The organism is Pseudomonas sp. MWU12-2037, assembly GCF_023242345.1.
In the GTDB taxonomy this organism is placed as follows: Bacteria; Pseudomonadota; Gammaproteobacteria; order Pseudomonadales; family Pseudomonadaceae; genus Aquipseudomonas; species Aquipseudomonas gingeri_D.
The window spans coordinates 218,857-235,182 of record NZ_JALLIZ010000008.1; the positions used below are offsets into that span (position 1 = coordinate 218,857).

13 protein-coding genes are annotated in these 16,326 nt (G+C 61.9%); 4 read left to right on the top strand and 9 right to left on the bottom strand.

Annotated features, from left to right (window positions below; all coding sequences use genetic code 11):
* Positions 1–32 precede the first annotated feature (32 nt).
* Positions 33–1,676, bottom strand: coding sequence for a PAS domain-containing hybrid sensor histidine kinase/response regulator (locus tag M5B42_RS17025; RefSeq protein ID WP_248746494.1), 1,644 nt, complete (start codon positions 1,674–1,676; stop codon positions 33–35).
* 135 nt (positions 1,677–1,811) lie between these two features.
* On the opposite strand from M5B42_RS17025, the gene M5B42_RS17030 reads away from it, so the two are divergent.
* On the top strand, positions 1,812–2,981 hold the full coding sequence (locus M5B42_RS17030) for a PilT/PilU family type 4a pilus ATPase (RefSeq protein ID WP_248746495.1): 1,170 nt from the start codon (positions 1,812–1,814) through the stop codon (positions 2,979–2,981).
* A gap of 103 nt (positions 2,982–3,084) precedes the next feature.
* Here M5B42_RS17030 and M5B42_RS17035 read toward each other — a convergent pair whose 3' ends face one another.
* From M5B42_RS17035 to M5B42_RS17070, 8 genes are all read right to left on the bottom strand, one after another.
* Positions 3,085–4,023 carry a carbohydrate kinase gene (locus tag M5B42_RS17035; RefSeq protein ID WP_248746496.1) on the bottom strand — a complete coding sequence of 313 codons (939 nt, stop codon included), beginning with the start codon at positions 4,021–4,023 and terminating at the stop codon, positions 3,085–3,087.
* 6 nt (positions 4,024–4,029) lie between these two features.
* On the bottom strand, positions 4,030–5,520 hold the full coding sequence (gene xylB, locus M5B42_RS17040) for a xylulokinase (protein ID WP_248746497.1): 1,491 nt from the start codon (positions 5,518–5,520) through the stop codon (positions 4,030–4,032).
* Between the two features lie 128 nt (positions 5,521–5,648).
* Positions 5,649–7,133 carry a mannitol dehydrogenase family protein gene (locus M5B42_RS17045; RefSeq protein ID WP_248746498.1) on the bottom strand — a complete coding sequence of 495 codons (1,485 nt, stop codon included), beginning with the start codon at positions 7,131–7,133 and terminating at the stop codon, positions 5,649–5,651.
* Between the two features lie 18 nt (positions 7,134–7,151).
* Positions 7,152–8,255: a sn-glycerol-3-phosphate ABC transporter ATP-binding protein UgpC gene (gene ugpC / locus M5B42_RS17050; protein WP_103495647.1), complete on the bottom strand. Its 1,104-nt coding sequence runs from the start codon at positions 8,253–8,255 to the stop codon at positions 7,152–7,154.
* A gap of 21 nt (positions 8,256–8,276) precedes the next feature.
* Positions 8,277–9,113 carry a carbohydrate ABC transporter permease gene (locus tag M5B42_RS17055; protein WP_100941163.1) on the bottom strand — a complete coding sequence of 279 codons (837 nt, stop codon included), beginning with the start codon at positions 9,111–9,113 and terminating at the stop codon, positions 8,277–8,279.
* 10 nt (positions 9,114–9,123) lie between these two features.
* On the bottom strand, positions 9,124–10,023 hold the full coding sequence (locus M5B42_RS17060; protein ID WP_248746557.1) for a sugar ABC transporter permease: 900 nt from the start codon (positions 10,021–10,023) through the stop codon (positions 9,124–9,126).
* Positions 10,024–10,230: 207 nt separating this feature from the next.
* Positions 10,231–11,541, bottom strand: a complete 1,311-nt coding sequence (locus M5B42_RS17065; protein ID WP_103495653.1) for a sugar ABC transporter substrate-binding protein — start codon at positions 11,539–11,541, stop codon at positions 10,231–10,233.
* Between the two features lie 287 nt (positions 11,542–11,828).
* Positions 11,829–12,800: a DNA-binding protein gene (locus M5B42_RS17070; protein WP_248746499.1), complete on the bottom strand. Its 972-nt coding sequence runs from the start codon at positions 12,798–12,800 to the stop codon at positions 11,829–11,831.
* Positions 12,801–12,977: 177 nt separating this feature from the next.
* Here M5B42_RS17070 and M5B42_RS17075 point away from each other — a divergent pair, with 177 nt between their 5' ends.
* From M5B42_RS17075 to ahpF, 3 genes are all read left to right on the top strand, one after another.
* Positions 12,978–13,922, top strand: coding sequence for a site-specific integrase (locus tag M5B42_RS17075; RefSeq protein ID WP_103495644.1), 945 nt, complete (start codon positions 12,978–12,980; stop codon positions 13,920–13,922).
* 132 nt (positions 13,923–14,054) lie between these two features.
* Entirely contained in the window at positions 14,055–14,618 is a 564-nt protein-coding gene (ahpC, locus tag M5B42_RS17080) for an alkyl hydroperoxide reductase subunit C (RefSeq protein WP_100941167.1), read from the top strand.
* Positions 14,619–14,743: 125 nt separating this feature from the next.
* Entirely contained in the window at positions 14,744–16,309 is a 1,566-nt protein-coding gene (ahpF, locus tag M5B42_RS17085; RefSeq protein WP_248746500.1) for an alkyl hydroperoxide reductase subunit F, read from the top strand.
* The last annotated feature ends 17 nt before the right edge of the window (positions 16,310–16,326 follow it).

Below are 16,326 nucleotides of genomic sequence, written 5' to 3' on the forward strand. Positions count from 1 at the left end.
GCGTGCGACGGGCGCGGGATTATGCCCGAAGATCAGGACGTTTGCCCGATCATGTCGCGCACCCGGTTCGCCAGTGCATCCAGGGTAAAAGGCTTGGCGATCAGATCCATGCCCGGTTCAAGAAAACCCTGGCGCTCGGCGGCCTTCTCGGCATAACCGGTCATAAACAACACCTTGAGCCCCGGACGGTGCTGACGAGCAACTTCCGCCAGTTGCCGGCCGTTCATACCCGGCAGGCCGACATCGGTCACCAGCAGGTCGATGCGCAGGCTCGACTCCAGCAGCGGCAAGGCGGTCCGCGCGTCCGCCGCCGGGTGCACGGTATAACCCAGCTCGTCGAGGACATTGAGCACCAGCATCCGTACCGCCGGATCATCCTCCACCACCATCACCGACTCGTCGACCTCGGCCAGCGGCGATTCCGCGGGTTGCAGCGCCGGTCGCGGCGTCTCGGTTTGCGGCGCGTGATAGCGCGGCAGGTACAAGCGTACGCAGGTGCCTTTGCCCGGCTCGCTTTCCAGGGTGACGTGACCGCCGGACTGCTGGGCAAAGCCATAGATCATCGACAAACCCAGGCCCGTGCCCTGGCCGATGGGTTTGGTGGTGAAGAACGGGTCGAACGCCTTGGCCAGGATCAACGGGCTCATGCCGGTGCCGTTGTCGCTGACGCCGATCATCACATAGTCACCGGCCTTGACCGGTTCCAGGGTGCTGATATCGCCGCCGTCGAGGTAGCTGTTGCTGGTCACGACGCGCAGCTCGCCGCCGTCGGGCATGGCGTCGCGGGCATTGATCACCAGGTTGAGCAGGGCGCTTTCCAGTTGCCCGGTGTCGGTGTTGACCGGCCACACGTCCTGGCCCAACTCGACTTTCAGGGTGATATGGGCCCCTTTGGTACGACTGAACAGCTCTTCCAGCGAGCGCACCAGTTGGTTGGGGTCGATACGTTTGCGGTCCAGCGATTGCCGCCGGGAAAACGCCAGCAGCCGGTGGGTGAGGGCGGCGGCCCGTTGCGCCGAGCTCACGGCGGCGTCGGCAAAACGGCCGATTTCGTCGCTACGTCCGGCGGCGATGTAACGTTGCATCAGATCCAGGCTGCCGATTATGCCGGTGAGCATATTGTTGAAGTCATGGGCGATGCCGCCGGTGAGTTGTCCCACCGCTTCCATTTTCTGCGCATGACGCAAGGCTTCTTCGGCCCGCTCGCGCTCGAACATCTCGTTCTGCAAGCGCTGGTTGGACTCGGCCAGCGCCCGGGTGCGCTGGGCGACGCGCTCTTCCAGGGTCTCGTTGAGATTGCGCAGGGCCTCTTCGGTGCGTTTGTGTTCGGTGATATCCAGCGCGGCACCGACAAAGCGCTGTGCCCGACCATGGGGGTCGAGGTGGCAGCGGCCCCGGGCAAAGACCCAGCGCACCTGGCCGTCGGCCTGCAATACCCGGTATTCTTCAGCGTGCTCGGTGTGCTGCTCCAGGCACTGTTTGATACCTTGAGCCACCAGGGCACGGTCCTCAGGGTGCACACTGTCCAAGTAGACATTGATGGGCGTCTGGCTGGCCAGCGCCGGGTCGACTCCGTGCAATTGGGCGAAGTGGGCATCGGCGACAAAAAGGTCCTGGTCGATATCCCAGTCCCAGGTACCGAGTCGGGTGGCGGTGTCGCCTTGAGATCCGTTCATAAACCTGCCTTGAAGGTGAAGCTTTGGGTTGCGCCGCGGCTTATTATCCCGCCAAGCTGTAGACATTCGTCACATTGAAATGACACAAGCTTAATCGCTAAACCTCTTTTTGACTGTATTGCGGACACCTTTGCCATGGATATCCACGCACTGCTGAAAACCCTGGCCGCCCAGGACGGTTCGGACCTGTACCTGTCCACCGGTGCGCCGCCCTGCGCCAAATTCAACGGCGTGCTCAAGCCGCTGGGCGGTGAATCGCTGAAACTCGGGGAAGTGGCGGCCATTGCCGACGGTATCATGGACGCCGAACAACGCCTGCAGTTCGAGCGCGAACTGGAAATGAACCTGGCGCTGTCCTTGCCGGGTGTCGGCCGTTTCCGGATCAATATCTTCAAGCAACGCAACGAAGTGTCCATCGTCGCGCGCAATATCAAGCTGGAAATCCCTCGTTTCGAAGACCTCAAGCTGCCGCCGATCCTGCTTGAGACCATCATGGAAAAACGCGGGTTGGTGCTGTTCGTCGGCGCCACCGGTTCGGGCAAGTCGACGTCGCTGGCGGCGTTGATCGATTACCGCAACCGCCACAGCAGTGGCCATATCATCACCATCGAAGACCCGGTGGAGTATATCCATCGGCACAAGAAGTCGATCATCAACCAGCGCGAAGTCGGGGTCGACACCCGCAGTTTCCACGCGGCGCTGAAAAACACCCTGCGCCAGGCCCCGGACGTGATCCTGATCGGCGAGATCCGCGACCGCGAAACCATGGAGCACGCCCTGGCCTTCGCCGATACCGGGCACCTGGCGATCTCCACCCTGCACGCCAACAACGCCAACCAGGCGCTGGACCGCATCATCAACTTCTTCCCGGAAGACCGCCGGCCGCAGTTGCTCAACGACCTGGGCAACAACCTCAAAGCCTTCGTTTCACAGCGTCTGGTCGCCACCCTTGACGGCAAGCGCCGGGCGGCGGTGGAAGTGATGCTGGGCACGCCGACGGTGCGTGATTTTATCAAGCGCAACGAGTTCTCCGAGCTCAAGGGCATCATGGAGAAGTCCGAGCTGATCGGCATGCGTACCTTCGATACGGCGCTGTTCGAGCTGGTGGTGGAGGGGGCGATCGACGAGGAGGAGGCACTGAAGAACGCCGACTCGGTGAACAACCTGCGCCTGCGCCTGAAACTGCATCAGGATACCGCGGCCCTCAGCGTGCAGAAGACGCCTCCCGCGCCGCCGGTCGCGGCGAAGGAGCTGGACGCCAAGGATTGGGGGTTGGTGGAGGATGGCAACTCACCGCGTGGTTGAACCTGTTGTCGGATTGGAATGCTTTGTCCAGACGTGACTGACAGGTCTTGGCAGCCCCCGTTATTGCTGGTCACGAGGGCGGCAGTCTTGGGCAGGGGCGTTGTTACACCACCTGATGGCGATAGGGCAGGTCCGGTCCGGTGCGGCTGCAGGTAATGGCCGCGGCGCTGACGGCGAAGTTCAGCATCGCGTCGATCTGGGGCTTGTCCAGGCGTTCCAGACCTTGCACCGAGTCCAACTGCTGCTCGGTCAACCAGGCGATCAGGGCCGCCTGGAAGGTATCGCCGGCACCGACGGTGTCGGCGGTGATGACTTCACGGGCCGGCACCGACCAGTGACCATGCCGGCGACTGTAGACGCTGGCGCCCTGGGTGCCACGGGTCAGGAACACCAGTTGGCAGCGCTGGGCCAGCCATTCCTGGGCGATGCTCTGCGGGTCGCGATCCGGATAGAGCAGGCCCAGGTCCTCGTCGCTGACCTTGATCATGTCGGCATGTTCGGCCAGGGCCGCGATACGTTGGCGCCACAGTTCTATATTCGGTTCCGGGTTGAGCCTGACGTTGGGATCGAGGGTGATCAGCCGGCGCCCGCTTTCCCGGCGTACCAGGGTCAGCAGGGTGTCGGCAATCGGTTGCACCACCAGCGAGAACGAGCCGATATGCAACCCACGCACCTCGTCGCCGAGTTTCGGCAGGTGGCCCGGTAGCAACTGGCGGTCGGCGCAGCCCTCACCACGGAAACTGTAATGGGGCGAGCCGTCGGCGCCCACGGCGACCATCGCCAGGGTGGTGGGGGCGTCGAAGTCCAGCAGGTAATCCGCGCGTACACCTTCTTCCTGCAGGACTTGCTGCAGGCGGCGCCCGAGGTAGTCGGTGGACAGCCCGGCAAACAATGCCGCATCGACCCCCAGACGGCGCAGGCCGACCGCGACGTTGAACGGCGAACCGCCGGCAATCGCCTTGAAATTCACTTTCGAGGTTTGCCCGCTCGCATCAGGCTCACTAAAAAAATCGAACAGCGCTTCACCACAGACCAGATACATGGGTACTCACTCTTGAAGGGCCGCTACCTGTTGGCGGTAGTGCTGATAAACGGGTTGGTAGGCGGCGACGTTGGCCGCGATTGGCCGGGTTTCGCTCGTCAGATCGAGACTGACGCAACGTTCGCACAGTTCGGCCAGATTTTGCACGCCGGCGGACTCGCACCAGGCCGCCTGGATTGCCGCACCGAGGGCCGCGGCTTCGCTCTGGCGGGTGCAGACCACCGGGGTGTCCATGATATCGGCGACCATCTGCCGCCACACCGGACTTTTCGAACCGCCACCGGTCAGGCGGATGCCGTGGCTCCGCAGGCCGGCTTCGCGTAGCAGGTCCAATCCGTAACGCAGGCCGAAGGTGGTGCCCTCGACCACCGCGCGACAGAGATTGGCCTGGGTCAGGTTGGTCAGGGTCAGGCCTGACAGGCTGCCCGTGGCCTGTGGCAGGGCGGGGACCCGTTCGCCGTTGAGAAACGGCAGCATGCTGACCCCTTCGGCGCCGATCGGGGCTTGCTCGACCCGGGCATTGAAGTCGTCGAGCCCGAGATTGAACAGCTCACGCACGGCACCGGTGGCGTTGGTCAGGTTCATGGTGCAGATCAGCGGCAGCCAGCCGCCGCTGGAGGAGCAGAAGGCCGCGACCGAGGCGTGGGGGCTGATCAGCGGTTGGTCGGCATAGGCATAGACCGTACCGGACGAGCCCAGGCTCATGGTGATGATCCCGGCCTGGATATTGCCGGTGCCGATGGCACCCATCATGTTGTCGCCACCACCGCTGGAGACCAGGGCGTTGGGGTTGATGCCCAGCAGCCCGGCGATCTCGGGAAGGATCCGGCCCACCGGCTGATGGGCTTCGATCAGCTCCGGCAAGGCCGCTTGCAGGCGCCCGCTGGGGTCGATCTCGCGCAGCAGCGGCAGGTCCCAGCAGCGCTTGCGCACATCGAAATAGCCGCTGCCCGAGGCGTCGCCGTATTCCGCGCAGCTACGGCCGGTAAGCCAGTAGTTGAGGTAATCGTGGGGCAGCAGGATATGGGCGATCCGGGCGAACAGGTGCGGGTGCTGCTCTTGGGTCCAGAGCAACTTGGACACGGTATAACCGGGAGCGATGACCAGGCCTAGGCGTTCGAGTGAACCCTGTTCGCCTCCCAGCTGTTCCAGAAGACGCTGGTTTTCCGGGGTGGTTTCGGTGTCGCACCAGAGCTTGGCCGGGCGCAGGACCTGGCCTTGTTCATCGAGCAGGACCAGGCCGTGTTGCTGGCCGGAGACGCCGATAGCGAGGATTGCCTGGCCGTCGACGCTGGCCGCGGCCAGTGCTTGCCGGGTGGATTGGACGAAAGCGTCCAGCCATTGCCCGGTGTCCTGTTCACGGCGGCCGTTGGCACCGCTGATCATCGTATGAGGTGCCGAGCCCTGGCCCAGCACCTGGCCGCTGACGCTGTCGAGGACGATGGCCTTGGTGCCTTGGGTACCGCAATCGATACCGAGATAGAGTTTCTGATTCATGACGGTGCCCGGAGTTGGAACTGGATCACTGCATCGTTGTGGGAGCTGAGCTTGCTCGCGAAGGCGTCCGTGAGACCGCCAAAAGCTTCGCGGGCAAGCTCCGCTCCCACAGGTTCATGTTTCGATCTCTAGGCCGTAATCTTGGCCAACAAACGCTCCAGCGTCTTGCTTACGCCCACTTCCCGCAAGCTGTTGAAGCAGCGTTCGAAAGCGGCGATAAACTCGGCGGACTGGGGAATCGCGGTGCCGAAAATCTCCTCGACAGCGAACAGCCGCTGCACGATCAAGGTGTCATCCGCCACCAGCGCCTGGCAGAATTCGGCCCGTGGGTCCGGAATGCTGTAGGTCGTGCCGTTTTCATCGACACCCTTGAGGTACAGGGCCCAGGCCGCCACCACCAGCGCCGCGCGCTCGGTCTCGCGACCGTCGGCGATCAGCCGGTTGATGGTCGGGATGGTGAACTTGGGAAACTTCGACGAACCGTCGGAACAGACCCGCTCCAACTGGTCGGCAATCGCCTGGTTGGAGAAGCGCTGCACCAGGGTGTCCTTGTACTCGGTCAGGTCGATACCCGGCACCGGCGCCAGCTGCGGGGTAACGTCCAGGTCCATGTAGGCACGCATGTACTTGACGAACAGCGGGTCGTTCATGGTCTCGTGGACAAACCGGTAACCCTTGAGGAAACCCAGGTAGGTCAGGGCCAGGTGGCTGCCGTTGAGCAGCTTGATCTTCATCTCTTCATAGGGCGTGACGTCGCCGGTGAACTGCACGCCGACCTTTTCCCAGGCCGGGCGGCCGTTGACGAACTTGTCTTCCAGCACCCATTGCACAAAAGGTTCGCAAACTACCGGCCAGGCGTCGTCGACGGCGTGTTCGTCGTGCAGTTGCAGGCGGTGGGCGGTGCTGGTCATCGGCGTGATGCGATCGACCATGGCATTGGGAAAGCTCACATGGGTGGCGATCCAGTCATGCAGGTCGGCGTCGCGCAAGGCGGCGAAAGCCAGCAGGGCCTTGCGGGCCACCGCGCCGTTGTGGGGCAGGTTGTCGCAGGACATCAGGGTGAAGGCCGGGATACCGGCGGCCCGGCGCTTGGCCAGGGCCGCGCAGAGAAAGCCGAAGACGGTCTGCGGCGCCTCGGGGTGGCTGAGGTCGTGCTGGATCTGCGGCAGGTGCGTCATGAACTCGCCGTTGCTGTCGTCGATGCAGTAACCACCTTCGGTGATGGTCAGCGAAACGATGCGGATCTCTGCCGAGGCCAGCTTGTCGATCAGGGCCTGGCGGTCGTCCTCGGCCAGCAGCATATCGCTGATGGCGCCGATCACCCGGACTTCGGTGTCGTCGCTGTCGCCCAGCTCAAACAAGGTGAAGAGGTAGTCCTGCCCGGCCAGGTCGTCCCGGGCGCGGCGGTCTTCGCTGCGCAGGCCGGCCCCGCAGATGGCCCAGTCCAGGCCCTCGCCGGTGTTCATCAGGGCATCGGTGTAGTACGCCTGGTGGGCGCGATGGAAACCGCCGACGCCGATATGGACGATGCCCTGGCGGGTATCGGCCAGGTTGTAGAGGGGCAGGCGCACTTCAGGGGCCAGCCGGTTGAGATTCTGCTTGTTCAGTTTCATGGCTAAGGCTCTCGGCAATCAGGCGGCAGCGCGCAGCGGACGGGCGACCGCTACACCGTTGGCATCGAATAAATGGCAGTGGCTGCTGTCCAGGTGCAGCTTGAGGGTTTCCCCGTACTGGCTGGCCATGTCCCCGCGGATACGCATGGTCAGGGCTTCGCCGGAGGCGGTGCGCACATGGCAGAAGGTGTCGCTGCCCAGGCGCTCGCCGACATCGGCGGTGACCTGCAAGGTGCAGTCGCCGGGCTTGGCGAGTTCCAGGTGCTCCGGGCGAATCCCCAGGGTCACCGGGCTGCCGACGCTGAGGCCGGGGTCGCTCAGCGGCAGGCTGATGCGGGTGCCGGCCTCCAGTTCGACTTCACAGCCCTGGCCGTCGAGGCGACTGACCTTGCCCTTGAGAAAGCCCATTTTCGGCGTGCCGAGGAAGCCGGCGACAAACAGGTTGGCCGGTGCGTGATAGAGCTCCAGGGGCGAACCGACCTGCTCGACGCGCCCGGCATTGAGCACCACCACCTTGTCGGCCAGGGTCATGGCTTCGACCTGGTCGTGGGTCACGTAGATCATGGTGGCCTGCAACTCTTTGTGCAGGCGCGCCAGTTCCAGGCGCATCTGCACCCGCAGGGCGGCGTCGAGGTTGGACAGCGGTTCGTCGAACAGGAAAATCTTCGGGTTGCGCACAATGGCGCGGCCGATGGCGACACGCTGGCGCTGGCCACCGGAGAGTTGCTTGGGCTTGCGCTCCAGCAACGGACCGAGCTCCAGGATCCGCGCGGCCTCATTGACCTTGCGCTCCACCTCGGTCTTGGCCTCGCCGGCCAGGTCGAGGGCGAAGGACATGTTCTTGCGTACGCTCATATGCGGATACAGGGCGTAGGTCTGGAAGACCATCGCCAGGTCGCGCTTGGCCGGGCTGACTTCGGTGATATCGCGACCGTCCAGCTCGATGGTGCCGGAGGTGACCTCCTCGAGACCCGCGATCAGTCGTAGCAGGGTCGATTTACCGCAGCCCGACGGGCCGACGAAGACCACGAACTCGCGGTCGTTCACTTGCAGGTCGATGCCCTTGATGATGGACAGGCCTTCGAAGCCCTTTTGCAGATTCTTGATTTTCAGGTTGGCCATGGTGAGGCTCCTTTTAAGTATTTATTTCACAGCGCCGAAGGACAAACCGCGCACCAATTGCTTCTGGCTGATCCAGCCGAAGATCAGGATCGGAGCGCAGGCCAGGGTCGAAACGGCCGATAATTTGGCCCAGAACAAACCTTCGGGGCTTGAGTAGGAGGCGATCAATGCGGTCAGCGGCGCGGCCTGGGAGGAGGTCAGGTTCAATGACCAGAAAGCCTCGTTCCAGCACAGGATCAGCGACAGCAGCAGGGTCGAGGCCAGCCCGCCCTTGCTGATCGGCAGCAGCACCCGGACCATTTCCTGCCACAGGGTCGCGCCGTCGAGGCGGGCCGCCTCGAGGATGTCCTTGGGGATGTCCTTGAAGTAGGTGTAAATCATCCAGACCACGATCGGCAGGTTGATCAGGGTGTAGATCACGATCAGCGCCAGGCGCGTGTCCAACAGGCCGAAGGATTTGGCCAGCAGGTAGATCGGCATCAGCACGCCCACCGGCGGTAGCATCTTGGTAGAGAGCATCCACAGCAGGGTGCGTTTGGTCCTTTGGGTTTCATAGAACGCCATGGAGTAGGCCGCCGGCACCGCGATCAGCATGCACAGCAAGGTGGCGCTGAAGGAGATCACCACCGAGTTCCAGGCGAAGTGGAAGTAGTCGCTGCGCTCCTGGATATGCAGGTAGTTCTCCAGCGTCGGGGTGAAGAAGAACTGCGGCGGCGTGGCGAACGCGTCGATCTCGGTCTTGAAGCTGGTCAGCACCATCCAGAAGATCGGGAAGAAGATCAGGATCGCGATGGCCCAGGCCAGGGTGCCGAGCAGAACGCTTTGCAGGCGCCGGGATTGTTTGAGTGTGAGGGTCATGGCGCGGGCCTCAAGGCTTGTCTGTCAGGTTTTTGCCGATCATCCGGACCAGGATGATCGCGGCGATATTGGCGATGACCACGGCGATCAGGCCGCCGGCCGAAGCCATGCCGACATCGAACTGCACCAGGGCCTGGTTGTAGATCAGGTAGGCCAGGTTGGTCGAGGCGTAGCCCGGACCACCGTTGGTGGTGGTGAAAATTTCCGCGAACACCGAGAGCAGGAAGATGGTTTCAATCATCACCACCACGGCAATCGGCCGGGCCAGGTGCGGCAGGGTCAGGTGCCAGAAGATCGCCACGGGACCTGCTCCGTCGAGGCGCGCGGCTTCTTTCTGTTCCTGGTCGAGGGACTGCATGGCGGTCATCAGGATCAGGATGGCGAAGGGCAGCCACTGCCAGGAGACGATGATGATGATCGACAGCAGCGGGTAATGGGCCAGCCAGTCCACCGGCTGTGCGCCGAATACTCGCCACAGCGCGGCGAGAATCCCCGAGACCGGGTGGAAAATCAGGTTTTTCCAGATCAGCGCACCGACGGTGGGCATGATGAAGAAGGGCGAAATCAACAGGACCCGGACAATGCCGCGGCCGAAGAACTCACTGGCTTCCAGCAGCGCCGAGATCAGCACGCCGAACACCACGCTGATCAGCAGCACGCTGCCCACCAGGAGCAGGGTGTTGGTGGCGCCCGGGAGAAAGCCCGAGTCGGTCAGGAAGTAGGTGTAGTTTTCCAGGCCGACAAACTGGTTCTCGCCCGGATAGAGCAGGTTGTAGCGGATCAGCGAAAAGTAAACGGTCATGCCCAGGGGCACGATCATCCACAGCAGCAACAGGCCGACTGATGGTGAGACCAGAAACCAGCCGGGGTTGCGCAAACGGCTTTTGCGCAGCGGCTGGGGTATATCCATATGGGCTTTGGCAGTGGAGGTATTCATGGTGTTCAAAACCGATTAGGTGCAAGGAGCGGGCAATCTCAGTCCTTTGGGGACTCCGTCCTGTGGGGGGCGGAGCTTGTGTGGGAGCGGAGCTTGCCCGCGAAGCTTTTAGCGATCTTGAGGTCGCCTTCGCGAGCAAGCTCTGCTCCTACAAGGGATGGTGCATGTCCCAGGACAGGGTTACTTCGGATAACCCGCGCGTTTCATTTCGCGTTCGGTGAAGGTCTGGGCATCGGCCAGGGCCTTGTCGACGGTGGTCTGGCCGGTCAGTGCGGCGGAGAACTGCTTGCCGACCTGGGTGCCGATGGCCTGGAACTCGGGAATGGTCACCAGTTGGATCCCGACATAAGGCACGGGCTTGGCGCTCGGGTCTTTCGGGTTGGCGGCCTTGAGGGATTCCAGGGTGATCTTGGCGAACGGCGCGGCCTTCATGTAGGCATCGCTGTAGGTCGAGGCGCGAGTGCCTGGCGGTACGTTGGCAATGCCGTCTTCCTTGGCCACCAGCGCGCCGTATTCCTTGGAGGTGGCCCAGCTGCTGAAGACTTTCGCCGCGTCCTTGGCCTTGGAACTGGTCGGGATCGCCAGGGCCCAGGAGTAGAGCCAGGCCGAGCCTTTCTCGGTGACCTGATGCGGCGCGTAGGTAAAGCCGACGTGGTCGGCGACCTTGCTCTGGGTCTTGTCGGTGACGAAGGAACCGGCCACGCTGGCGTCGACCCACATGGCGCACTTGCCGCTGTTGAACAGCGCCAGGTTTTCGTTGAAACCGTTACTCGAAGCGCCCGGCGGGCCGGCTTTTTTCATGGTGTCGACGTAGAAGTTCAGGGCGTTCTTCCACTCCGGGCCGTTGAATTCCGGCTGCCACTTCTCATCGAACCAGCGCGCGCCGTAGGCATTGGCCACGGTGGTGATCAGGGCCATGTTCTCGCCCCAGCCGGCCTTGCCCCGCAGGCAGATACCGTATTGCTCCTTGTCGGGGTGGTTGAGCTTGCCGGCGAACTCGCCGATCTGTTCCCAGGTCGGGCGCTCGGGCATGGTCAGGCCGGCGTCCTTGAACAGGTCGGTGCGGTAGTAGGTCATGGAGCTTTCGGCGTAGAACGGCAGGGCGAACAGGGTGCCCTTGACGGAAAGACCGTCACGTACCGACGGGAATACGTCATCGATATCGTAGGCGGCGGGCAGGTTGTTCATCGGTTCCAGCCAGCCTTTGGCGCCCCAGAGTGCAGCTTCGTACATGCCGATGGTCAGCACGTCGAACTGGCCGCCCTGGGTGGCGATATCGGTGGTCAGGCGTTGGCGCAGGACGTTTTCTTCCAGGACCACCCAGTTGAGCTTGATGTCCGGGTGCTCGGCTTCGAAGGTTTTCGACAGCTTCTGCATGCGAATCATGTCGCTGTTGTTGACGGTGGCGATGGTCAGGGTCTGGGCGGCAAGACTGACGCCGCTGAGGGTGAGACCGGTGGTGACAAGCAGTGCGGTGGCAATGGCTTTCATCGAACACTCCTCTTCATTACGCACGGAGGCGCTGAAGGTCAGTTTATTGTTGTTGTGTCTTCCGGTGTCCAGGAAGAATCTGGCATTGATTACAGCCTTCAAACGCCGTCCTGACAAATCCTTGACGACACTTCGTTCGGTACTTTTTTGCACTGGGGCAGAATGTCGCAGGTCGGCGAAACCGCTGATCGAGATAGGGGAGTGGGGATTTACGGGGGGATGAGGGGGTGAATCCGTATAGATTCGCGAGGATACGGCTTCTTGTTGAGGCCGTATCGCCAGTCGGGCTACAGGGGGGCGTGAAGCTCTTTCAGTGCGGTTTCGGATTCAGCCAGCTTGCGTTCAAGCGCTTGGCTTCGTCCCTGCTGATCCGTCAGTTCAAGCTTTAGCGACTCACTTTCCGCCAAGGCCACCCGCAGGCGTTCCTGAAGCAGGGTGCCGGCATTCTCCAGCGTTTGCGCCTGTTGAAGCTGCCGCTCCGTGCGCTGCTGCTCTTTATCCAACTGCTCCTGCGCCAGCTTGAGGGCCTTCGCGGTTCCCCGGCTCTCGGCCAGCAGCCGCTCATTGTCACGATTCAGTTGAGTGATCTCGTCCTGGCGCACCAGCGCACTTTGATGGGCCTGGCGTAACTCCATCTGTACCTGTTGGATCTGCGTCTCATGTCGGCGCTGTTCCTGGTCGCGCTGATCGCGGGCTGCACTGCGGAAGTGCTCCAGTGCTTCGCGGGCGTGCAGATGCTTGTCCTCCAGCGAGCGGATCTGCTGGTCCTTGTCCTTGAGGCGCAATTCGTAATCGCTACAGGCCTGGCTCAGCCCGGCGTTGCGGGTCTGTTCGGTCTGCAGCATCGAGCGGGTGGTTTGCAGGTTGCGCGACTCATCGGCCAGGGCCACGGCCTGGATCTCGAACTGGCGCTGCTGTTGCTCCATCTGCTGGGCCATCTCGGCCAATTGCGCCTGCCATTCGGCTTTTTCCGCCGCCAGTTGTGCCCGGGCCTGCTCGACAGGTTCCCGAGCCTGTTCCTGGAGGCGTTGTGCCAGGCGCGAAACCAGTTCGCCCAGCTCTTCGTCGAGTGACTCCGTGGGCGCCACACGGCGCAGATCACCGTCATCCAGCTCCTTGAGATAGCGATGGATGGTGGTTTTGGACCCGGTATTACCCATTTCGATACGTACCGCATCGATGCTCGGGTGCTCGCCGCGGGCGAGGATCGCCAAGCGTGCCGTTTGCACCACTGCCTTGTTTACGCCGCCGCGAGCCATGTTCTCTCCTACGATTTCGTACTGTGGTACGTACCATGTATTTACATAGCATATAGATAAAAACAAAAAGCCGATATTTGAAATTATTAACACGGGATATACTGGTATTACCACGCGTGATAAGCCGCTTTCGCGCTTTTGCCCGGGGAATCAGTATGAATGCCGGGAATCGAGGTCATGAACGAGCTGGACCGCTACCTGCAGGCGGCGACGCGGGACAACACCCGTCGCAGCTATCAGGCCGCCATAGAACATTTCGAAGTGAGTTGGGGCGGTTTCCTGCCGGCCACCAGTGACAGCGTGGTGCGCTACCTGATGGCCCATGCCGGCGTACTGTCGATCAACACGTTGAAGCTGCGGCTGTCAGCCCTGGCGCAATGGCACAACAGCCAGGGTTTCGCCGATCCGACCAAGGCGCCTCTGGTGCGCAAGGTGTTCAAGGGCATTCGCGCCCTGCACCCGGCGCGGGAGAAACAGGCCGAACCGCTGCAGTTGCAGCATCTGGAGCAAGTCGTCGCCAGTCTTGATGGGCAAGCGACCCTGGCCCTGGCCGCCGATGATCGACCGATGCTGCTGCGCGCCCGACGAGACAAGGCGCTGATCCTGCTGGGCTTCTGGCGGGGCTTTCGCAGCGACGAGCTCTGTCGCCTGGAAATCGAGCATGTCCGAGCTGTCGCAGGCTCCGGCATGACGCTGTATTTGCCGCGCAGCAAAAGCGACCGCGACAACCTCGGCCAGACCTATCAGGCCCCGGCCTTGCAGCGCCTGTGCCCGGTGCAGGCCTATATCGACTGGATCAACAGCGCCGCGCTGGTGCGTGGCCCGGTGTTTCGCGCCATTGACCGTTGGGGGCACCTGGGCGAGGAGGGCTTGCACGCCAATAGCATCATCCCCTTGCTGCGCCAGGCCCTGGAGCGCGCCGGGATTGCCGCCGAGCACTACACCAGCCATTCCTTGCGCCGTGGCTTCGCCACCTGGGCGCACCGCAGCGGCTGGGACCTGAAGTCGCTGATGAGTTATGTCGGTTGGAAGGACATGAAATCGGCCATGCGTTATATAGAGGCCAGCCCGTTTCCGGGCATGGGGCTCATCGTCGAAAAGCCGGTGGATCAAGGAGCATAAGATTTCTTCTATTAATAGTGTCTGCTCATAGCGAAAACCAATCGCGAGCATCAGCTTTGCCAATGAGCCAGAACGCAAAAGAATGGCTAGGATTCTCCCATCAACTTCTTAACCCCTGACGGAGAGTCAACGATGCCTATCATCAACAGCCAAGTTAAACCGTTCAAAGCAACCGCTTTCAAAAACGGCGCATTCGTCGAAGTCTCGGACGCTGACCTGAAAGGCAAGTGGTCGGTTGTGTTCTTCTACCCAGCTGACTTCACCTTCGTTTGCCCAACCGAACTGGAAGACCTGGCTGACAACTACGCCGAGTTCCAGAAACTGGGTGTTGAAATCTACAGCGTGTCGACCGACACCCACTTTGCCCACGCTGCCTGGCACAACACTTCGCCAGCCATCGGCAAAATCCAGTACACCATGATCGGCGACCCGACCCTGACCATCTCCCGCAACTTCGACGTACTGATCGAAGAAGCCGGCCTGGCCGACCGCGGTACTTTCGTGATCAACCCGGAAGGCCAGATTAAAATCGTTGAACTCAACGATGGCGGTGTCGGCCGTGACGCTTCCGAGCTGCTGCGCAAGATCAAGGCCGCTCAGTACGTTGCCGCTCACCCAGGCGAAGTCTGCCCAGCCAAGTGGAAAGAAGGCGAGGCCACCCTGGCTCCGTCTCTGGACCTGGTCGGCAAGATCTAAGTCCGTGAGTCATTCAAGGGCGGTCATCCGCACTTCATAAGTCAGCCGCACCGCCCCATAACGCCCGGGTGGTAATCACCTGGGCGTTGTTATTTCTACAGTATTGAAAAAGGGAAATCGCCCGCATGTTGGACGCCAATCTTAAAGCCCAGTTGAAGTCGTACCTGGAACGGGTTACGCAACCGATCGAGATCGTCGCCTCCCTTGATGACGGCGCGAAATCTCAGGAAATGCTCGCACTGCTCAAAGAAGTCGCCAGCCTTTCCACCCTGATCACCTTGTTGGACAACGGCCTTGATGCGCGCAAGCCATCGTTCTCGTTGAATCGCCCGGGAGCCGATATCAGCCTGCGTTTCGCCGGTATCCCCATGGGCCACGAATTCACTTCGCTGGTGCTGGCCCTGCTGCAAGTCGGCGGCCACCCTTCGAAGGCCAGTGTCGAAGTGATCGAACAGATCCGCTCGCTCAAGGGTGAGTTCAACTTCGAGACTTACTTCTCGCTGTCCTGCCAGAACTGCCCGGACGTGGTCCAGGCGCTGAACCTGATGGCGGTGCTGAACCCGAACATCCGCCACGTCGCCATCGACGGCGCGCTGTTCCAGGACGAAGTCAACGATCGCAAGATCATGGCTGTGCCAAGCGTCTATCTCAATGGTGTGAACTTCGGCCAGGGCCGCATGGGCCTCGAGGAAATCCTCGGCAAGCTCGACACCGGCGCCATCGAGAAACAGGCGGAAAAAATCAGCGCCAAGGACGCTTTTGATGTCCTGGTGGTCGGCGGTGGCCCGGCCGGCGCCGCGGCAGCGATCTACGCGGCACGCAAAGGTATTCGTACCGGTGTTGCGGCAGAGCGTTTCGGTGGCCAGGTGCTGGACACCATGGCGATCGAGAACTTTATCTCGGTCCAGGAAACCGAAGGGCCGAAACTGGCCAGCGCCCTGGAAGAGCATGTTCGCCAGTACGATGTCGATATCATGAACCTGCAACGGGCCAGTGCCCTGGTGCCGGCGAAAAATGCCGGTGAACTGCACGAAGTGCGTTTTGAAAGCGGTGCCAGCCTCAAGGCGAAGACCGTAATCCTTGCCACCGGCGCCCGCTGGCGAGAAATGGGGGTGCCGGGCGAGCAGGAATACAAGGCCAAGGGCGTGTGCTTCTGCCCGCACTGTGACGGCCCGCTGTTCAAGGGCAAGCGTGTCGCGGTGATCGGTGGCGGCAACTCCGGTGTCGAGGCGGCCATCGACCTGGCCGGTATCGTCAGCCATGTAACGCTGCTGGAGTTCGACAGCAAGCTGCGCGCCGATGCCGTGCTGCAACGCAAGCTCTACAGCCTGCCGAACGTCAACGTCGTGACCAGTGCGCTGACCAGTGAAGTCAAGGGCGACGGGCAGAAGGTCACCGGCCTGGTCTACAAGGACCGTGATTCGGGTGAGTTCCACACCGTCGAGCTGGAAGGCATTTTTGTGCAGATCGGCCTGTTGCCGAACACCGACTGGCTCAAGGGCAGTGTCGAGCTGTCGCCGCGCGGCGAGATTATCGTCGATGCCCGTGGTGAAACCTCGTTGCCTGGCATTTTCGCGGCCGGTGACGTGACTACGGTGCCGTACAAACAGATCGTGATCGCGGTGGGCGAGGGTGCCAAGGCCTCCCTGAGCGCCTTTGACCATCTGATCCGCAGCTCCGCTCCGGCTTGATATGGAAGCGTATTAAA

Excerpts from the sequence above, each read along its gene's own strand:
- M5B42_RS17025 (WP_248746494.1), bottom strand. The coding sequence starts at position 1,676 with ATGAACGGATCTCAAGGCGACACCGCCACCCGACTCGGTACCTGGGAC.
- M5B42_RS17030 (WP_248746495.1), top strand. The coding sequence starts at position 1,812 with ATGGATATCCACGCACTGCTGAAAACCCTGGCCGCCCAGGACGGTTCG.
- M5B42_RS17035 (WP_248746496.1), bottom strand. The coding sequence starts at position 4,023 with ATGTATCTGGTCTGTGGTGAAGCGCTGTTCGATTTTTTTAGTGAGCCT.
- xylB (WP_248746497.1), bottom strand. The coding sequence starts at position 5,520 with ATGAATCAGAAACTCTATCTCGGTATCGATTGCGGTACCCAAGGCACC.
- M5B42_RS17045 (WP_248746498.1), bottom strand. The coding sequence starts at position 7,133 with ATGAAACTGAACAAGCAGAATCTCAACCGGCTGGCCCCTGAAGTGCGC.
- ugpC (WP_103495647.1), bottom strand. The coding sequence starts at position 8,255 with ATGGCCAACCTGAAAATCAAGAATCTGCAAAAGGGCTTCGAAGGCCTG.
- M5B42_RS17055 (WP_100941163.1), bottom strand. The coding sequence starts at position 9,113 with ATGACCCTCACACTCAAACAATCCCGGCGCCTGCAAAGCGTTCTGCTC.
- M5B42_RS17060 (WP_248746557.1), bottom strand. The coding sequence starts at position 10,023 with ATGGATATACCCCAGCCGCTGCGCAAAAGCCGTTTGCGCAACCCCGGC.
- M5B42_RS17065 (WP_103495653.1), bottom strand. The coding sequence starts at position 11,541 with ATGAAAGCCATTGCCACCGCACTGCTTGTCACCACCGGTCTCACCCTC.
- M5B42_RS17070 (WP_248746499.1), bottom strand. The coding sequence starts at position 12,800 with ATGGCTCGCGGCGGCGTAAACAAGGCAGTGGTGCAAACGGCACGCTTG.
- M5B42_RS17075 (WP_103495644.1), top strand. The coding sequence starts at position 12,978 with ATGAACGAGCTGGACCGCTACCTGCAGGCGGCGACGCGGGACAACACC.
- ahpC (WP_100941167.1), top strand. The coding sequence starts at position 14,055 with ATGCCTATCATCAACAGCCAAGTTAAACCGTTCAAAGCAACCGCTTTC.
- ahpF (WP_248746500.1), top strand. The coding sequence starts at position 14,744 with ATGTTGGACGCCAATCTTAAAGCCCAGTTGAAGTCGTACCTGGAACGG.